The sequence below is a fragment of the Pseudomonas sp. B14(2022) genome (assembly GCF_012030485.1).
Lineage (GTDB): Bacteria > Pseudomonadota > Gammaproteobacteria > Pseudomonadales > Pseudomonadaceae > Aquipseudomonas.
The window spans coordinates 12,966-31,440 of sequence record NZ_JAAUVM010000028.1; the positions used below are offsets into that span (position 1 = coordinate 12,966).

Annotated in this window: 16 protein-coding genes; 11 read left to right on the forward strand and 5 right to left on the reverse strand. The window is 60.5% G+C overall.

Annotation, left to right across the window (positions count from 1 at the left end; genetic code table 11):
• Positions 1-364 precede the first annotated feature (364 nt).
• The 9 genes from HCF10_RS27715 (at position 365) to HCF10_RS27755 (ending at position 10,470) form a co-directional block, all read left to right on the forward strand.
• Positions 365-1,672 (forward strand): CitMHS family transporter, encoded by a 1,308-nt coding sequence (locus tag HCF10_RS27715; protein WP_053127258.1) that lies wholly within the window; start codon positions 365-367, stop codon positions 1,670-1,672.
• 64 nt (positions 1,673-1,736) lie between these two features.
• Positions 1,737-2,504 carry a TerC family protein gene (locus HCF10_RS27720; protein ID WP_131699558.1) on the forward strand — a complete coding sequence of 256 codons (768 nt, stop codon included), beginning with the start codon at positions 1,737-1,739 and terminating at the stop codon, positions 2,502-2,504.
• Positions 2,505-2,716: 212 nt separating this feature from the next.
• Positions 2,717-4,375, forward strand: coding sequence for a Na/Pi cotransporter family protein (locus HCF10_RS27725; RefSeq protein ID WP_145338335.1), 1,659 nt, complete (start codon positions 2,717-2,719; stop codon positions 4,373-4,375).
• Between the two features lie 57 nt (positions 4,376-4,432).
• A complete protein-coding gene (locus HCF10_RS27730) occupies positions 4,433-5,815 on the forward strand; it encodes a M16 family metallopeptidase (protein WP_167656812.1) in 1,383 nt (460 codons plus the stop codon).
• Positions 5,816-5,887: 72 nt separating this feature from the next.
• Positions 5,888-6,919 (forward strand): DUF5924 family protein, encoded by a 1,032-nt coding sequence (locus tag HCF10_RS27735; protein WP_131699561.1) that lies wholly within the window; start codon positions 5,888-5,890, stop codon positions 6,917-6,919.
• 54 nt (positions 6,920-6,973) lie between these two features.
• Positions 6,974-8,122 carry an ABC transporter permease gene (locus tag HCF10_RS27740; RefSeq protein WP_145338337.1) on the forward strand — a complete coding sequence of 383 codons (1,149 nt, stop codon included), beginning with the start codon at positions 6,974-6,976 and terminating at the stop codon, positions 8,120-8,122.
• Entirely contained in the window at positions 8,119-8,922 is an 804-nt protein-coding gene (locus HCF10_RS27745) for an ABC transporter ATP-binding protein (RefSeq protein WP_131699563.1), read from the forward strand. Before HCF10_RS27740 ends, HCF10_RS27745 begins: the two co-directional genes overlap by 4 nt.
• Before the next feature lies 1 nt (position 8,923).
• On the forward strand, positions 8,924-9,862 hold the full coding sequence (locus HCF10_RS27750; RefSeq protein ID WP_027608016.1) for an MlaD family protein: 939 nt from the start codon (positions 8,924-8,926) through the stop codon (positions 9,860-9,862).
• Entirely contained in the window at positions 9,859-10,470 is a 612-nt protein-coding gene (locus HCF10_RS27755; protein ID WP_167656813.1) for an ABC-type transport auxiliary lipoprotein family protein, read from the forward strand. The genes HCF10_RS27750 and HCF10_RS27755 overlap by 4 nt, the downstream gene beginning before the upstream one ends.
• Positions 10,471-10,561: 91 nt before the next feature.
• Here HCF10_RS27755 and HCF10_RS27760 read toward each other — a convergent pair whose 3' ends face one another.
• The 5 genes from HCF10_RS27760 to HCF10_RS27780 form a co-directional block, all read right to left on the reverse strand.
• Entirely contained in the window at positions 10,562-11,791 is a 1,230-nt protein-coding gene (locus tag HCF10_RS27760) for a nucleoside recognition domain-containing protein (RefSeq protein ID WP_090401251.1), read from the reverse strand.
• 95 nt (positions 11,792-11,886) lie between these two features.
• On the reverse strand, positions 11,887-13,218 hold the full coding sequence (gene gltP, locus HCF10_RS27765; RefSeq protein ID WP_131699565.1) for a glutamate/aspartate:proton symporter GltP: 1,332 nt from the start codon (positions 13,216-13,218) through the stop codon (positions 11,887-11,889).
• Positions 13,219-13,945: 727 nt separating this feature from the next.
• The gene (locus HCF10_RS27770) at positions 13,946-14,413 is read right to left on the reverse strand and encodes an inhibitor of vertebrate lysozyme family protein (protein ID WP_131699566.1); all 468 of its coding nucleotides are present in this window, start codon (positions 14,411-14,413) and stop codon (positions 13,946-13,948) included.
• Between the two features lie 2 nt (positions 14,414-14,415).
• Entirely contained in the window at positions 14,416-14,580 is a 165-nt protein-coding gene (locus tag HCF10_RS27775; RefSeq protein WP_003170804.1) for a DUF1328 domain-containing protein, read from the reverse strand.
• A gap of 82 nt (positions 14,581-14,662) precedes the next feature.
• A complete protein-coding gene (locus tag HCF10_RS27780) occupies positions 14,663-14,947 on the reverse strand; it encodes a hypothetical protein (protein ID WP_167656814.1) in 285 nt (94 codons plus the stop codon).
• 378 nt (positions 14,948-15,325) lie between these two features.
• Here HCF10_RS27780 and algB point away from each other — a divergent pair, with 378 nt between their 5' ends.
• Both algB and HCF10_RS27790 read left to right on the forward strand, forming a co-directional pair.
• A complete protein-coding gene (algB, locus tag HCF10_RS27785) occupies positions 15,326-16,672 on the forward strand; it encodes a sigma-54-dependent response regulator transcription factor AlgB (RefSeq protein WP_053127283.1) in 1,347 nt (448 codons plus the stop codon).
• A 10-nt stretch (positions 16,673-16,682) separates the two neighbouring features.
• Positions 16,683-18,470, forward strand: a complete 1,788-nt coding sequence (locus HCF10_RS27790) for a KinB sensor domain-containing domain (RefSeq protein ID WP_167656815.1) — start codon at positions 16,683-16,685, stop codon at positions 18,468-18,470.
• The last annotated feature ends 5 nt before the right edge of the window (positions 18,471-18,475 follow it).

An 18,475-nucleotide genomic window follows, 5' to 3' on the forward strand; every position in this document is an offset into this window, starting at 1 on the left:
AAACACATTCCAATGTGGGAGGGGGCTTGCCCCGATTACGGTGTCTCCGCAGCAAATAAGCTGACTGACACGCCGCTATCGGGAGCAAGCCCCCCCCACATTTGAAATGTGTACGTCTGAAGACCGTGCATCTTCCCACCACCAACTGTTTTGCCAACGAAAGCTGGCTGAAAGCTTACGCGTCTAGGATCGCCCCCAACTGCCGGCAACAGACCGGCTGTACACAACAACAATGGTGATCCCCGATGTCCGCCCGTACCCGCCTGTTCGCCCCAACTCCACCCGTAAGCCTCGTGCCCTTCGTTCTGCGCTGACCCCACCCCGGTTCGCCATTCCCTAGCCGCGCTACGCCTGGAGTATTCCTATGCTGACTTTCCTTGGCTTTGCCATGGTCATCACGTTCATGTTCCTGATCATGACCAAGCGCCTGTCCGCGCTGATCGCACTGATCATCGTGCCTATCCTGTTCGCGCTGTTCGGCGGTTTCGCACCGAAGATCGGCCCGATGATGCTCGAAGGCATCACCAAGCTCGCGCCGACCGGCGTGATGCTGATGTTCGCCATCCTCTACTTTGCCCTGATGATCGACTCCGGCCTGTTCGACCCGGCCGTGCGCAAGATCCTCAAGATGGTCAAGGGCGACCCGCTGAAGGTATCGGTCGGCACCGCCGTGCTGGCCCTGGTGGTGTCCCTCGACGGTGATGGCGCCACCACTTACATGATCTGCGTGGCCGCCATGCTGCCGCTGTACCAGCGCATCGGCATGAGCCCGCGGATCATGGCCGGCCTGATCATCCTCGCCGGTGGCGTGATGAACATGACGCCTTGGGGTGGCCCGACCGCCCGCGCCGCCAGTGCGCTGCACGTGGACCCCTCGGATATTTTCGTACCGATGATCCCGGCAATGGCCGCCGGTGTAGTCGCGATCCTGGTGATTGCCTACATGTACGGCAAGCGCGAACGTGCGCGCCTGGGTGAACTGCACCTGCAAGTCGACGAGATCGACCACAGCGAGATCAGCGTGTCGCAATACCCGGATGCCCGCCGTCCGAAGCTGATCTGGTTCAACGGCGCCCTGACCCTGGCTCTGATGTGCACCCTGATCGCCGGCCTGTTGCCGCTGCCGGTGCTGTTCATGGTGGCGTTCAGTATCGCGATGATCGTCAACTACCCGTGCCTGCAACAGCAGAAAGACCGCGTCGCCGCCCACGCCGGCAGCGTATTGGCCGTGGTGGGACTGATCTTCGCCGCTGGGATCTTCACCGGCATCCTGTCGGGCACCGGCATGGTCGATGCCATGTCCAAGAGCCTGCTGGCCGTGATTCCGGAAGCCATGGGCCCTTACCTGGCGGTGATCACCGCGCTGGTGAGCATGCCGTTCACTTTCTTCATGTCCAACGATGCGTTCTACTACGGCGTACTGCCGGTACTGGCTGAAGCCGCCAGCCACTACGGCATCACCGCCGTGGAAATGGCCCGCGCTTCCATCGTTGGCCAGCCCGTGCACTTGCTCAGCCCCCTGGTACCGTCGACCTACCTGCTGGTGGCCTTGGCCGGTATCGAATTTGGCGATCACCAGCGCTTCACCCTGAAGTGGGCAGTACTGGTATGCCTGTGCATAATGTTCGCCGCATTGCTGATGGGGATTTTTCCGCTGTTCAGCACTCTATAATCGTACAACCCACTGCGCCGGCCCCACTGCTGGCGCGGTTTAACACTTGCTCAAAGGAATACACATGGAATGGCTGACCAATCCGGAAATCTGGATTGCCTTCTTCACCCTGACGGCCCTCGAGATCGTCCTGGGCATCGATAACATCATCATGATTTCGATCCTGGTCAGCCGCATGCCCAAGCATATGCAGGCACGCACCCGGATCTTCGGCCTGGCCCTGGCCATGGTCACGCGTATTCTGCTGCTGTTGTCGATCACCTGGGTCATGCGCTTGACCGACGACCTGTTCGTGGTCTTCGGCGAGGGTATTTCGGGTCGCGACCTGATCCTGTTCTTCGGTGGCCTGTTCCTGCTGTGGAAAAGCTCCCAGGAGATGTACCACGCCCTGGAAGGTGAAGACGAAACCCACGACGAGCCCAAGGGCGCCGGTGGCAAGTTCATCTACACCATCATCCAGATCGCGATCATCGACATCGTGTTCTCCCTGGACTCGGTGATCACCGCCGTGGGCATGGTCTCCCATGTACCCGTCATGGTTGCCGCGATCATCGTTGCGGTATTGGTGATGATGCTGGCTGCCGGCACCATCAGCGACTTCATCGACAAGCACCCGTCGCTGAAGATGCTGGCGCTGTCATTCCTGCTGGTGGTGGGTACCGTGCTGATCGCCGAATCCTTCGACGTGCACGTGCCAAAAGGCTACGTCTACTTCGCCATGGCGTTCTCGCTGGCGGTGGAAGCGGTCAATATCAAGATGCGTACCGCGATCGCGAAAAAGAAGAAACAGCAGGATCCTGTGAAACTGCGCAAGGACATTCCGGGTCAATAAACCCGAGCCAGACAAAAAAGGGGCTTTTATAAGCCCCTTTTTTTCATCCATAAAAAGCTGATTTCATGACAGTTTTGTTTCAATCCCAACTTTAGCTATGCGATGCTGGCGCCGAGCCCATTCGCCAACTACAGCTTAACTACAAGACGTAGAACGGCACGCGGCAATTCTCATTTGCGCCAAATGGCGCACACCCACACGGGGGGCCGAGCATGCTGACCTTGCTCAATCTGCTTTCCGCCGTGACCCTGCTTATCTGGGGCACGCACATCGTCCGTACCGGCATCTTGCGAGTCTACGGCTCCAACCTGCGTCAAGTCATCGGGCAGAACATGTCCAAGCGCTGGCTGGCATTTGTCGCCGGTATCCTGGTGACCGCCATGGTGCAGAGCAGCAACGCCACGGCGATGCTGGTGACGTCCTTTGTCGGCCAAGGCCTGATGGGGTTGGTGCCCGCCCTGGCGACCATGCTCGGGGCCGACGTCGGTACCGCACTGATGGCACGGGTGCTGACGTTCGACCTGTCCTGGCTGTCGCCGTTGCTGATCTTTCTCGGGGTGATTTTCTTCCTGTCGCGCAAACAGACGCGGGCAGGGCAGTTGGGTCGGGTCGGAATAGGCCTCGGGCTGATCATCCTCGCGCTGCAATTGATCGTCGAAGCCGCCGGGCCGATTACCCACGCCCAGGGTGTGAAGGTGCTGTTCGCCTCACTGACCGGCGATATTTTGCTCGATGCACTGATCGGCGCGTTGTTCGCGATGATTTCCTACTCCAGCCTCGCCGCCGTCCTACTGACCGCCACCCTGGCCGGCGCCGGGGTGATCGGCTTGCACGTGGCCATCGGCCTGGTGATCGGGGCGAACATCGGCAGCGGCGTGCTGGCCTTCCTCAGCACCAGCATGCAGAACGCTGCCGGTCGCCAGGTCGCGTTGGGCAGCTTGCTGTACAAACTGATCGGCCTGCTGCTGATTATCCCGGTGCTCGACCCGCTGGTGCTGTGGATGGACGGCCTGGACTACAGCGCACAAGGCATGGTCATCACCTTCCACCTGCTCTACAACGTCAGCCGCTGCCTGATCCTGCTGCCCACCATCGGTCCGATGGCCAAGCTGTGCGCCGGGTTGCTGCCGGAGCGGGACGAGGTCAACGGCAAGGCCAAACCGCGCCACCTGGACCCCACAGCCCTGGCCACGCCGAGCCTGGCGCTGGCCAATGCCGCGCGCGAAACCCTGCGCCTGGGCGACCTGATCGACAACATGCTCACCGCCATGCAGGAAGTACTGCGCGGCAAACAGACTGCCATTACCCAGGAAATACGCAGCCTCAGCGATGACGTTGAGGCACTCTACAGCGCGATCAAGCTCTACCTGGCGCAGATGCCCCGCGAAGACCTCAGCGAGCAAGACAGTCGGCGCTGGGCGGAAATCATCGAGCTGTCGATCAACCTGAAACTGGCCGGTGACCTGATCGAACGCATGCTGCGTAAAGTCCAGCAGCAGAAAACCTCGCAGCGTCGCCAATTCTCCGAAGTGGGCCTGGAAGAACTCACCGGCCTGCACAGCCAGTTGATCGCCAACCTGCGCCTGGGGCTGTCGGTATTCCTCAGTGCCGACCCGGAAAGCGCCCGCCAACTGCTGCGTGAAAAGCGCCGCTTCCGCGCCCAGGAGCGCCGCCTGGCCCACGCTCACGTCAGCCGCCTGCAACGCAAGATCGTGCAGAGCCTGGAGACCAGCTCCCTGCACTTGGAGCTGATTGCCGACATGAAGCGCTTGAACTCGTTGTTTTGCAGCAGTGCTTATGTAGTCTTGGAAACGTCCGACACCGGCGCACTCTCCGCCGAAGATATTGCCGACATCACACATTCGCCCTGAACGTACGATGGCCCGTGAAGTCAGTTAAAGCTGACCTCACTCGCCAGGAAGCTTGTTATGCGTCGCCTGTTGTTCGCTTGCCTGCTCATGGGTTCTGCCCACGTCTTCGCCTTTGACCGCCTGCAGGTCGAGGGTTACACCTTGCCCAACGGCCTGCAATTGTTGCTTAAACCGGGCACCGAGCGTGGCCATGTGGCGATTCGCCTGGTGGTCGGCGTGGGCCTGGACGATTTCAGCTGCGAAGACAAGGAACTGCCGCACCTGCTCGAACACTTGCTGTTCAGCGGCATCGACGGTGGCGGCGAAGGCGAGCTGGAAGACCGCATGCAAGCCCTGGGCGGTGAGTGGAACGCCTACACCAGCAACGCCGACACCACTTTTGTGATCGAGGCGCCAGCACAAAACCAGCGCAAGGTGCTGGACCTGCTGCTGGCGATCATCACCCGAACCGAGTTGACCGACGCCAATATCAACGCGGCCAAGCAGGTGGTCGAGCGCGAAGACGGCGGTCATTACTCCCACCTGCAACGCCTGCTCGACCGCCAGGACCTGGGCCACACCGCCAGCAATCAGTTGGCGGTTGAGCTGGGGCTCAAATGCGCCGAACGCGCCCAGGTCGATCACCTGACCCGCGATCAACTGCAGACGCTGCGCAAAAATTGGTACGCCCCCAACAACATGACCTTGATCATCGTCGGTGACCTCGACAAACTGCTGCCCGCCTATCTGGAACGCACCTACGGCCGACTGGACCCGGTCGAACCCAGCGAGCACCCGGCGCTGCCGCAAATCCAGCACGCCGCCGCCAGCCACCGCGACCTGATCCACGGCTGGGTGGGTGACAGTGCCAAACTGCACTGGCTGTTCCCCGAGCCGGTGCTGGACGACCAGCATGATGAAACCTACGACCTGCTCAAGGATTACCTGGACTGGGCGCTGTACCGCCAACTGCGCCTCAAGCATGGGTTGTCCTACGGCCCCTGGAGCGAGCGCGAAGTGCTCGGTGGCGTTGGCTTCCTCAGCCTGAATGCCGACCTCGAGCGGGACAACCTCCCCGAGGCCGAGCAGGTGCTGCTGGATCTCAAGACTCAACTGCTCAAGGATGGCCTTGACCCGACGGTATTCGCGCGCCTCAAACAGGCCGCCATCGCCCGCCAGGCCTGGGCCGTGCAGGGCAACAGCGCGCTGGCCGACTATTATTGGAGCGCCTCGGGCGATTATGACAACGGCCACTTCAGCGACCCGGTCAAACGCATCAAGGCCGTGAACCTGGAGCAGACCAGCCAGGCCATGCGCGAGTTGCTCAAGCAACCAGGTTACTGGCGCATCGAAAAGCCGCTGCTGAGTTACGACATGCTCAACTGGATCGGCGCCGGCGTCCTCGGGCTGATTGCCATTGTGTTGATCGGCGTGCGCCGTTATCGCAAACGGATCGCGTAATGAGGCACCGAACCCTGGCCTAAGACGTTATTCTGTCTGGGATTTTTTCCTACAAAGACTGCGAACCGCCGAATGCAAAACCTGACCCGCTTAATCACCCGCATCCTCGAACTGATGAAGCGCTACCCAGGGGTGATTGCACTCGGCGGTTTTGTCTCGGGTGTGTGCAGCTTCATCCTGGTGGATCGCCAGCAGGGCATGGCCAGTTGGATCGCGGTGATCATGCTGGTGAGCTGGCTGTGGCTGATGTTGGAAAACAGCTTTACCCAGCTGTTCACCAAGGTCTTCAAGCGCGAAATCCCCGAACCCCTGCTGCGCTACGCGACCCAGATGATCCATCAGGAGAGTCTGTTCTTCGTATTGCCGTTCTTTTTCGTCACCACGGCCTGGAACAGCGGCCAATCCGTGTTCACCGGCCTGCTCGGCGCGGCCGCTTTGGTGTCGATCGTCGACCCGCTGTACTACAAGTGGCTGGCGCCCAAGCGCTCGTTGTTCCTCGCGCTGCACACCCTGACCTTGTTCGCCGCACTGCTTACTGCGCTGCCGATCATTTTGCACCTGACCACCGCCGAAAGTTACAAACTCGCCCTCGGCGTGGCCATGGCCTTGTCGATTCCAAGCCTGGCGGTCAGCCTGCCGCTGCGCAGCCTCAAAGGCTGGGCGATGTTGCTCGGAGTGACGGCCGCCATTGGCTGTGCGGGTTGGTTCCTGCGCAGTTGGGTGCCGCCGGCCACGTTGTGGATGACCGAAGTGGCGATCAGTACCCAATTGCAGGACCGCACGCCCGGCGACGACCTCAAGGAAGTCAACGCCAGCCAACTGCGCGGCACCGGGCTCTACGCCTACACCGCGATCAACGCGCCGCGCGGCCTGGATGAGCGCATCTACCACGTGTGGAAATTCAACGGCAAAGAGGTCGACCGCATCGCCCTGGACATCCACGGCGGACGCAAGGAGGGCTACCGCGCCTGGACCCACAAGCAGAACTTCCCGCCCGAAGCGGTAGGGCGCTGGCAAGTCCAGGTGTTGACGGAGGACGGTCAGGTGATCGGCGTGCTGCGTTTTAAAGTGACGGACACAGCACAAACCGACAACCCAAAGTAGGCAGGATCGTGCTATTACGTAGGAATTGTGGATAGCCAGACAAGCTCGGAGCTTATGACCAGTAGTACCACGGCCGGCGCAGCCCACCTCGATACGTCCACCGCTCCCCCGTTACTGCGGATTACAGGGGACTGGACGCTTGCCCACTACGCAAACCTGAAGAAGCTGTCGGACAAGCTCGACGGCCAATACGACGCCGGCGCGCGCATCGACCTCAATGGCCTTGGCGCCCTGGATACCGCGGGTGCCTCGCTGCTGGTGGAGCTGCTGGGGCCCACCCGTATCGAGCAATCCGCCGAACAGACCGACTGCAACCTGTCCGCCGCCGACCGCGCGCTGCTCAAGACCGTCTACCGCTCCCTCAACGATTTTTGCGTGCCGGACAAAGCGCCGGAAGAAGCCACCGGCATTCAGGTGCTGGCGCGTATCGGCGGCGCCGTAGACAAGGTCTGGCAAGACAGCAAGCAACTGCTGGGCTTTATCGGCCTGATCCTCGAAACCTTCGCCCGGGGTATTTTCCGGCCCAAGCGCTGGCGCCTGACACCGATGGTCGCCCACCTTGAGCAGGTCGGCCTCGACGCCGCGCCTATCGTCGCGTTGCTGACCTTTCTGGTGGGCGCCGTGGTGGCGTTCCTCGGCGCTACAGTGCTCAAGAGCTTCGGCGCGACTATTTTTACCGTGGACCTGGTGGCGTTCTCTTTCCTGCGGGAGTTCGGCGTATTGCTCACCGCCATCCTGATTGCCGGTCGCACCGCCAGCGCCTTTACCGCGCAAATCGGCTCAATGAAGGCCAATGAAGAAATCGACGCCATCCGCACCTTGGGCCTGGACCCGATGGAGTTGCTGGTGTTGCCGCGCGTGCTGGCGTTGCTGGTTGCACTGCCGATGCTGACATTTATGGCAATGCTGGCGGGGATCGTCGGCGGCGGCGTGGTGTGCGCCGTGGCTCTGGACATCTCGCCAGCGATGTTCCTCTCGCTGCTGCAATCGGACATTGGCGTACAGCACTTCCTGGTCGGCATGGTAAAAGCCCCGTTCTTCGCCTTTCTGATCGCCGCCATCGGCTGCCTGGAAGGCTTCAAGGTCAGCGGCAGCGCCGAATCGGTCGGCGCCCACACCACCTCCAGCGTGGTGCAATCGATCTTTGTGGTGATCGTGCTGGATGCGGTTGCCGCGTTGTTCTTCATGGAGATGGGCTGGTGAGTCGTCTACACCGTGCGCCCACCGAGGCGGTGATTGAAGTGCGTGGCCTGTGCAATCGCTTTGGCAGCCAGAGCGTGCACGAGAATCTCGACCTGGATTTGTACAAGGGCGAGATCCTTGCGGTGGTCGGCGGCTCAGGCAGCGGCAAGTCGGTGCTGTTGCGCAGCATCGTCGGCCTGCGCCGGCCCAGTGAAGGCGAAGTGCGGGTGTTCGGTAAGAACCTGCCGAGCTTGCCGGAACATGAACGCTCGCTGGTGGAACGGCGCTTTGGCGTACTGTTCCAGAAGGGCGCGCTGTTTTCCTCGCTGACGGTGACCGAGAACGTGGCGCTGCCGCTGATCGAACATGCCGGGCTCAGCCGTCGAGATGCCGAGCACTTGGCTGCGGTCAAGCTGGCCTTGGCCGGGCTGCCGCTGTCGGCGGCCGATAAATACCCCGCGTCGCTGTCCGGCGGCATGATCAAGCGCGCTGCCCTGGCGCGGGCGTTGGCGCTGGACCCGGACATCCTGTTTCTCGACGAGCCCACCGCCGGCCTCGACCCGATCGGCGCGGCGCAATTCGATCAACTGATCCTCACCCTGCGTGATGCGTTGGGCCTGAGCGTGTTCCTGGTCACCCATGACCTGGACACGCTCTACACCATCACCGACCGCGTGGCGGTGCTGGCGCAGAAGAAGGTGCTGGTGGCCGATGCCATCGATATCGTCTCGGAAACGAACGACGCCTGGATTCACGAATACTTCCACGGCCCCCGAGGCCGCGCGGCATTGGATGCCGCTCAACCGCTCAACGAGGTATGACATGGAAACCCGAGCCCATCATGTGATGATCGGTCTGTTCAGCGTGATCGTGGTGGTCGGCGCGATGCTGTTTGGCCTGTGGCTGGCCAAATCCAGCGTCGACAGCGCCTTTCAGGATTACGAAGTGATCTTCAACGAAGCGGTCAGCGGCCTGTCCCAGGGCAGCTCAGTGCAATACAGCGGGATCAAGGTGGGCGACGTCATCAGCCTGCGCCTGGACCCCAAGGACCCGCGCCGCGTACTCGCGCGCATTCGCCTGGCCGGCCAGACACCGATCAAGGAAGACACCCAGGCCAAACTCGCACTGACCGGCATCACCGGCACCTCGATCATCCAACTCAGCGGCGGCACGCCGCAAAGCCCGGAGCTCAAGGGCAAGGACGGCAACCTGCCGGAGATCATCGCCTCACCATCGCCTATCGCGCGGTTGCTGAATAACAGCAACGACCTGATGACCAGCATCAACCTGCTGCTGCACAACGCCAACGACATGTTCTCTGCGCAGAATGTCGAGCGCCTCAGCAACACCTTGGACCATCTGGAACAAACCACCGGCGCGATTGCCGATCAGCGTGGAGATATCAAGGTAGTGATGCAGCAATTGATGCAGGTGAGCAAACAGGCCGGGGCCGCCCTGGAGCAGACTACCGCGCTGATGCGCAACGCCAACGGCCTGCTCAGCGATCAAGGCAAACAGGTGTTCGGCAGCGCCGAACAGGCCATGAAATCCCTTGAACAAAGCACCGCCACCATCAACACCTTGCTGACCAACAACAAGGACTCGGTGAACAGTGGCATGCAGGGCCTCAACGAACTGGCGCCGGCCGTACGTGAACTACGCGAAACCCTCGGTTCACTGCGCGCCATTTCCCGCCGCCTGGAAGCCAACCCCAGCGGTTACCTGCTGGGCAGCGACAAGAACAAGGAGTTCACGCCATGAAGCGTGCTTACCAAATGATCGTCCCTGTGGCCTTGGCGCTGATCAGCGCGTGCTCGATCCTGCCCAAGGCTGATCCGTCGGACGTCTACCGACTGCCCGCGGCTCAGGGCACGGCCCAAGGCACGCCGGTCAGTTGGTCGCTGCGCCTGGCCAAGCCGCAGACCAGTGAGTTTCTCGACAGCTCGCGCATCGCTGTGGTGCCCAATGGCGATTTAATCAGCAGCTATGCGAACTCACGCTGGAGCGACCCGGCGCCCGTGCTCTTGCGTAATCGCTTGATGGACGGGTTCCAGCGCGATGGGCGAGTGACGCTGTTGAGCACCGACGACACCAACCTGCAGGCCGACTATGAGTTGGGCGGGCAGTTGCAGGCGTTTCAGAGTGAGTACCGGGGGAGTGCGGTGGAGGTAGTGATCCGCCTCGACGCACGCCTGGTGCGTGGGAGTGATCAGCGGATTATTGCCAGCCGGCGGTTTGAAGTGCACCAGGCGGTGACCGACACCAAAGTGCCGGCCGTGGTTGCCGGGTTTGGGTTGGCGGGAGATCAGTTGAACAGGCAGGTGATGGAGTGGGTTGTTCAGCAGGGCAACGGGGCGGTGAAACGCTGAGGGCCTCGTCGGGGGCAAGCCCCTCCCACAGGTTGATCTGCGAACACATTCAAATGTGGGAGGGGGCTTGCTCCCGGTAGCTATTTAAGCCTCAGCCAAAGAACCAGTAGCACACCGCAATCGCCGCCACCACACCGGCAAACTCAGCCAGCAACGCGCACCCTACGGCATGCCGCGCCCGCTGGATGCCCACCGAACCGAAGTACACCGCCAACACATAAAAGGTGGTTTCCGTACTGCCCTGAATCGTCGCCGCCACCAACGCCGGGAAGCTGTCCACCCCCTGGGTCTGCATGGTCTCGATCAACATCGCCCGCGCCGCGCTGCCGGAGAATGGCTTGACCATCGCGGTCGGCAAGGCGTCGACAAAGCGTGTGTCCATGCCCGTCCAGGCCACCACATGGCGAATACCTTCGAGGCCCAGATCCAGCGCGCCGGAGGCCCGTAACACGCCCACCGCACACAGCATCGCCACCAGGTAGGGCAACAGGTTCTTGGCGACATCGAAGCCTTCCTTGGCCCCTTCGACAAACGCCTCGTACACCTTCACCTTGCGCAACGCGCCGATCAGCAGGAACAGCATGATCAGGCCGAACAACGTCAGGTTGCCGAGGATCGACGACAGCCCGGCCAATGCGGTGGCCGAGAGGGTCGCCAGCAGGGCCATGAACCCACCCAGTACCAACGCGCCTGGAATCAGATAGGCCAGCACCACCGGGTCCCACAGCCGCAGTCGCTGCATCACCGCTACCGACAGCAGGCCGACCAATGTGGATGCACTGGTGGCCAGCAGGATCGGCAGGAATACCAGTGTCGGATCTGGCGCACCTTGCTGGGCGCGATACATGAAGATCGTCACCGGCAACAGGGTCAGGGAGGATGCATTGAGCACCAGGAACAGGATCTGCGCGTTAGTCGCCGTGTTAGGGATGGGATTGAGCTCTTGCAGCGCCTTCATGGCCTTCAGGCCGATAGGTGTTGCTGCGTTATCCAGGCCCAAGCCGTTGGCGGCAAAGTTGAGGGTGATCAGGCCAATGGCCGGGTGACCGGCTGGCACTTCCGGCATCAAGCGCAGGAACAGCGGGCCAAGGGCCTTGGCCAGCCATTCGACAATCCCGGCTTTTTCGGCGATACGCAAAAAGCCCAGCCATAACGTCAGGGTGCCGAACAACAGCACCATCACTTCCACCGACAATTTGGCCATGGCGAAAATGCTTTCGACCATCGCCGCAAAAATCCCGGCGTTACCGCCCACCAGCCATTGCGCCAGTGCTGACACCATTGCCACGACAAAGAAGCCAAGCCACAGGCCATTGAGCATCAGTTGAATCCCCCGAAAGATGGGGCGAATGATAGCGGGGCTGACAGAAACGACAAACCCCGGATTTCCCGGGGTTTGTTTTGTTCAGCGAGTTATCAGCCGCGGCTGACCTCACCGACCGGCAGCGCCTGCTTGGTGCGCCAGTGCGGCAGGGAGTTCCAGTAGCGCTCGCCCTTGGCGTCGTCGTACATACCTTCCCAACGGGAGATGACCAGCACGGCCAAGGCGTTGCCGATCACGTTCAGTGCGGTACGGGCCATGTCCATGATGCGGTCGACACCGGCGATGAACGCCAGGCCTTCAAGCGGAATGCCAACGCTGCCCAAGGTGGCCAACAGCACCACAAAGGACACGCCCGGCACACCGGCGATGCCTTTGGAGGTGACCATCAGGGTCAATACCAGCATCAGTTGCTGGCCGATGGACAGGTCGATGCCGTAAAGCTGGGCGATAAAGATCGCCGCGATGCTCTGGTACAGGGTCGAACCGTCAAGGTTGAACGAGTAGCCGGTCGGTACCACGAAGCTGCAGATGGCCTTCGGCGCGCCGTAGGCTTCCATCTTCTCGATCACGCGCGGCAGCACGGTTTCGGAACTGGCAGTGGAGTAGGCCAGCACCAACTCGTCCTTGAAGATGCGCATCAGCTTGATCACCGAGAAGCCAAACAGGCGCGCGATCAGCCCCAGGATCACAAAGGCGAAGAACAGGATGGCGACGTAAACCAGGATCACCAGCTTGGCCAGTGGCAGCAACGAAGCGAAGCCGAAGTTGGCGACGGTCACCGCGATCAGCGCGAATACACCAATGGGGGCGTACTTCATGATCATGTGGGTGACTTTGAACATGCTCTCGGACACGCCCTGGAACATGGTCACCAACGGCTCGCGCAGTTCAGGCTTGAGGCTCGACAAGCCCAGGCCGAACAGCACCGAGAAGAAGATGATCGGCAGCATCTCGCCACGGGCGACTGCGGCGAAGATGTTCGATGGGATCAGGTTGAGGATGGTCTGGATGAACGCATGCTCATGCTGCACCTCGGCGGCGGTCGCCTGGTACTTGGAAATATCGACGGTACCCAAGGTACTCATGTCGATGCCTGCACCTGGGTGGAACAGGTTGGCCAGCAGCAGCCCGACCACGATGGCGATGGTGGTGACCACTTCAAAGTAAAGGATAGTTTTGACGCCGATGCGCCCGAGTTTTTTCGCGTCACCGACACCGGCAATGCCGACGATCAGTGAGGAAATCACAATCGGGATCACGATCATCTTGATCAGGCGGATAAAGATATCGCCCGCAGGCTGCAGCACATTGCTGATCCACCAGGCCTTTTCAGCACTGAAATGGTTGAGCACTGCACCGATTGCAATCCCCAGCACCAAACCGATGAGGATCTGCCAGGCGAGGCTTAGCTTTGCCTTCTTCATGTCATTACCCTTACTTCAAGTGAACTTAAGGCAAATGCGCCAGCTGCAACGCTCGAGAGCGAAAAAGTGTGTGCATCTGCCTCCATGAAAGGTCACCGCAGCGTGGCCGAAATGGCTTACTGGCAGGCGAAAAAAGGCGCAACTATTCCCATGCAAGGGGACGACGTCTAATGCCGTAAACGCCTACCCCATGCCGAATCGGCATGACTTTTTTTCATAATAACTGTCCGAACGGTCAGTTCAAATGTGACATTTTGTCCAGTGAATATGCCGTGAACCGGCCAGTTCAGGCTCGCGCAGAGATTCTGCACGTCATGACGAGGTTGGCAGAAATGCCCGAGAAGTCTGCCGTCGAACGTCGGAAACGTCCTATAGCGCGAGCAAAACTTTCTCGATAGATGGTCGCCCCGACACATCAAGTAATGGTTGGTAAAAAACAGAACCAAGATTCGCGGCTATGGGCGGCATATGAGGCGGGAATGAGGGTCATAAGCCCGCCGCAAGTTCAGCAAGCCGTGGGCTTGTGAACCTGCGTCGCAGCTTTTCGCCTGACCCGGCCCTTGCGCAGGCACTCCCTGTGCCCGTAGGTCACGCCGATCCCTATTGATCAGAACAACCCGGCCCCCTGGTCATGCATCGCCCTTGGCGGGCGATGCAAACAGAAAGAAGCGGGGGGCTTCTTTCTATGGACGCTGATTGCGCAGACGACAGACGCGTCAGACGCAACCTAGTACCAATTCGGATCTTTCTTCAGTTGCTCCATCAGCAGCTTCTGCATGCCTTCGTCCGGCTTACCGATAAAACGGTAATCGGCGTGCCGCGTCGGGGACTTATCAGCCGGCAAACCCGCCGGGACTTCCACCAACATGGCGTAGGCATCTTCCTTGTCGAGGCTGAAGGCGACGATCAGCCGCTTATTAAGGCATGTGTCCGCGGTTTCGCAGAGCGGCCCCACAAGATACTTGTCGCCATCTTCTTCCACGGCATTCATTTGCTCGGCCGTGCCGGACAAGTTCAACACCCATTCCGGCAGGCGCTCTTCTTTCTTCACTACGTCTTGCCAGGTCTCGCGGTACTGCGGGTCCGCACTGAGCAATTCGTTGGCCCGGGATTGGCCATCATTGGCGGCCATCGCCAAGCCACTGCCGCCCAAGAGCAAGGCGGCAGCAATAGCTTTGAGGGACAAAGTGGTCATATTCAGCCTCGGCCGCGACGACCAAAGAAGAACGAAGCAATGAACATCACCAGGAAGACGACAAAGAGAATCTTGGCGATACCCGTGGCGGTGCCCGCGATACCACCGAAGCCCAGGACTGCAGCCACAATGGCGATGATCAGAAATGTGATTGCCCAACTCAACATGGTGATTCTCCTTACGCTTCTTTAAGAGGTAACAGCGGTAGTGCCGGACGGTCGCTCGACATCAAGCGACCGACTTTGTTGCCTAAAACACCCAACGCTCTTGGGTCGGCAGCTCGCCCAGGGTGGAATCCTGATCGACCACACGCAGTTGCGGGGCGGTTACATCAGCGGTACGGCTGCCAATGGAACTGAAATGGGTCTGGGCCGTTACCGGACGGTCGAACGACGGGACTTGCTGCGGACTCTGCTGCCATTGCTGCAACTGTTGGCCTGCGATCAGCGTGACCATCAGGGCCAGGCTGGCAAACAGCCCTTGTTGCAAGCGCAGCGGCGATACACGCAGTTGGCTGAGGCTTTGGCGAGTCATGCTGCTGTTCTCCCGCATTCTGATTATTCGTTGGGATAGCTATTGCAGAGCGCATGCCAGCTTTTTTACAAAATAAAATTCAATAAAATCAATAGGTTAAATATACGTGCTAGGGCAATCGCCCAGCATCCTGCACGATGCCCCCCCGTACGCCGTGCGAAATGCACGATGGTCAATGGTCGGGTGAAAGGATAGAAAGCGGATGGGATGTTGCCGAACTGGCAAGACAGCATGAAAACGCCATCAGGCGGGGCTTTGTAGGAAGCAATGCAGATACCCGCACGACGCTGCCTTTTATCGATCAGAATAAACCATGCAACTTGCCCGATTATTCCGGGACTAAACACCATCATTCATAGTTTAAGGAGCGCGGGACAGATGGAATCAGCCAAGGAACTTCAAGGCCGCATTCTTTTAGTGGATGACGAGTCCGCGATCCTCCGCACCTTCCGTTATTGCCTGGAAGATGAAGGCTACACCGTCGCCACCGCCAACAGCGCCGCCCAGGCCGATGCCCTGATGCAACGCCAGGTGTTCGATCTGTGCTTCCTGGACCTGCGCCTGGGTGAAGACAATGGCCTGGATGTGCTGGCCCAGATGCGGGTCCAGGCGCCGTGGATGCGTGTGGTGATCGTCACCGCCCATTCCGCCGTCGATACCGCCGTGGATGCGATCCAGGCCGGTGCTGCCGACTACCTAGTCAAGCCTTGCAGCCCCGATCAGTTGCGCCTGGCTACCGCCAAGCAGTTGGAAGTGCGCCAGCTTTCCGCACGCCTGGAAGCATTGGAAGGCGCCGTACGCCAGCAGAAAGACGGCCTCGACTCCCACAGCCCGTCGATGATGGTGGTGCTGGAAACCGCACGCCAGGTAGCCGGGACGGATGCCAACATCCTGATCCTCGGCGAATCCGGTACCGGTAAAGGCGAGCTGGCCCGGGCCATTCACGGCTGGAGCAAGCGCTCGAAAAAATCCTGCGTGACCATCAACTGTCCGTCGCTGACGGCAGAGCTGATGGAGAGCGAACTGTTCGGCCATAGCCGTGGCGCTTTTACCGGTGCCAGTGAGAGCACGTTGGGCCGGGTCAACCAGGCGGACGGCGGTACGCTGTTTCTCGACGAGATCGGCGACTTTCCCCTCACGCTGCAACCCAAGTTGCTGCGATTTATCCAGGATAAGGAATATGAGCGCGTGGGCGACCCGGTCACCCGGCGCGCCGATGTGCGCATCCTTGCCGCCACCAACCTGAACCTGGAAGACATGGTGCGCGACGGTCGTTTCCGCGAAGACTTGTTGTATCGCCTCAATGTCATCACCTTGCACCTGCCACCGCTGCGCGAGCGCAGTGAAGACATCCTCACCCTCGCAGACCGCTTCCTGGCACGCTTCGTCAAGGAGTATGCCCGCCCGGCGCGAGGCTTCAGTGATCAGGCACGCGAAGCCCTGCTCAACTATCGCTGGCCCGGCAATATCCGTGAGCTGCGCAACGTGGTGGAGCGCGCCAGCATTATCTGCCCGCAGGAGAAGGTCGAAATCATCCACCTCGGCATGGCTGAGCAACCCACCAATAACGCCCCACGGATTGGCGCGGCGCTGAGCCTGGACGAGCTGGAGAAAGCGCATATCGGCGCCGTGCTCGCCACCAGCGACACCCTGGACCAGGCGGCCCGTACCCTCGGCATCGACGCGTCGACCCTGTACCGCAAACGCAAACAGTACAACCTGTGAGCTGCACCCTATGAAGCTCGCGATGACACTGCGCACTCGGTTGTTCCTGAGTATCTCAGCGCTGATCACCGTCGCCCTGTTGGGTCTGATCCTGGGTCTGGTCAGCGTCATGCAAATGGCCAAGACCCAGGAGTCCCTGATTCGCAGCAACTTCGTCACGCTGGACCTGGGGCTCAAACTGCGCCAAAGCCTTGGCGACCAATTGATCATGATGCTGGAACATCGTCCCGATCCGCAGGCATTGCAACGCGCCAAGCAGCGGTACTTCGACCTGCTGGACCAAGGCATCGCCCATGAGCAACGCGACGGTCATAGCCACGGTTTCAGCCAGGCGCGAACCCAATACCAGAACCTGCTGGACGCATTCGAGCAATCCCAGCAAGCGTCGCCACCGCCGGGCAGCAAGGAAAAACTCACCGAAGCCTTCAATGCGCTGCGCAATGGGCTGATTGATCAACATAAGCAGGCCCTGCAAAACATCAGCAACAGCGAGCACAAATCCCGCGCGCGCGCCTTGCTGATCGCCGGCTTGCTGGGGTTGGTGGGCCTTGCAGTGCTGATCATCGGATTTGTCACGGCCCATGGCATCGCCCGGCGATTTGGCGCGCCGATCGAAGCGCTGGCAAAAGCGGCGGACAAGATCGGTCAGGGCGATTTTGAAGTGACGCTACCGATCTCTTCGGCAGCGGAAATGAACCTGTTGACCCGTCGCTTCGGCCTTATGGCCGAGGCGGTGCGCCAGCATCAGGCGACGAATGTTGACGAACTGCTGGCGGGCCAGCAGCGCCTGCAAGCAGTGCTCGACAGCATCGACGACGGCCTGCTGATGATTGACCGCCAAGGCCGTCTGGAGCATCTCAACCCCGTTGCGCAACGCCAATTGGGCTGGGACGAGGAGCGCCTCGGCCAAGGCCTTGGCGAAGCGCTGGTGCGCCCGGAGCTGGATGAACAACTGCAACTGGTGTTGCGCGGCGGCAATCTGGAGCGCGCGCCGGAAGATCTGGAAGTCGAAGTCGAGGGCGAACTGCGTCTGCTGACCTACAGCCTCACCCCTGTCAGCCATACCCAGGGACACATTCTTGGGGCGGTGATGGTGCTGCACGACGTCACCGAACAGCGCGCCTTCGAGCGGGTACGCAGCGAATTCGTCTTGCGCGCCTCCCATGAACTGCGCACGCCGGTGACCGGCATGCATATGGCGTTCGGCCTGTTCCGTGAACGCGCGAAGTTCCCGCCGGAATCCCGTGAAGCGGACCTGCTGGATACGGTCAATGAAGAAATGCAGCGCCTGATGCAGTTGATCAACGACCTGCTCAACTTCTCGCGCTACCAGAACGGCCTGCAGAAACTCACCTTGGGACCGTGCGACGTGACCGATCTGCTCGAACACGCGCGCGCGCGCTTCGTGGAGCCCGCCAATGCGCAACACATCGAACTGCTGGTCGAAGTCCAATCAGATCTGCCACGGCTGTATGCCGACCAGGCGCAGCTGGAAAGGGTACTCGACAACCTGCTGGGCAATGCCCTGCGTCATACCGCCGACGGTGGGCAAATTCGCCTGCAGGCGCGAAGACATGGCGAACGGGTGATTATCAGCGTCGAAGACAACGGCGAAGGTATCGCTTATGGCCAACAAGGGCGCATCTTCGAACCCTTTGTCCAGGTTGGCCGCAAGAAGGGTGGCGCCGGCCTGGGGCTGGCGCTGTGCAAGGAGATCGTGCAATTGCACGGCGGCCGCATGGGGGTATATTCGCGACCGGGGCAGGGCACCCAGTTCTATATGGCGCTGCCCTTGTAGAAGGG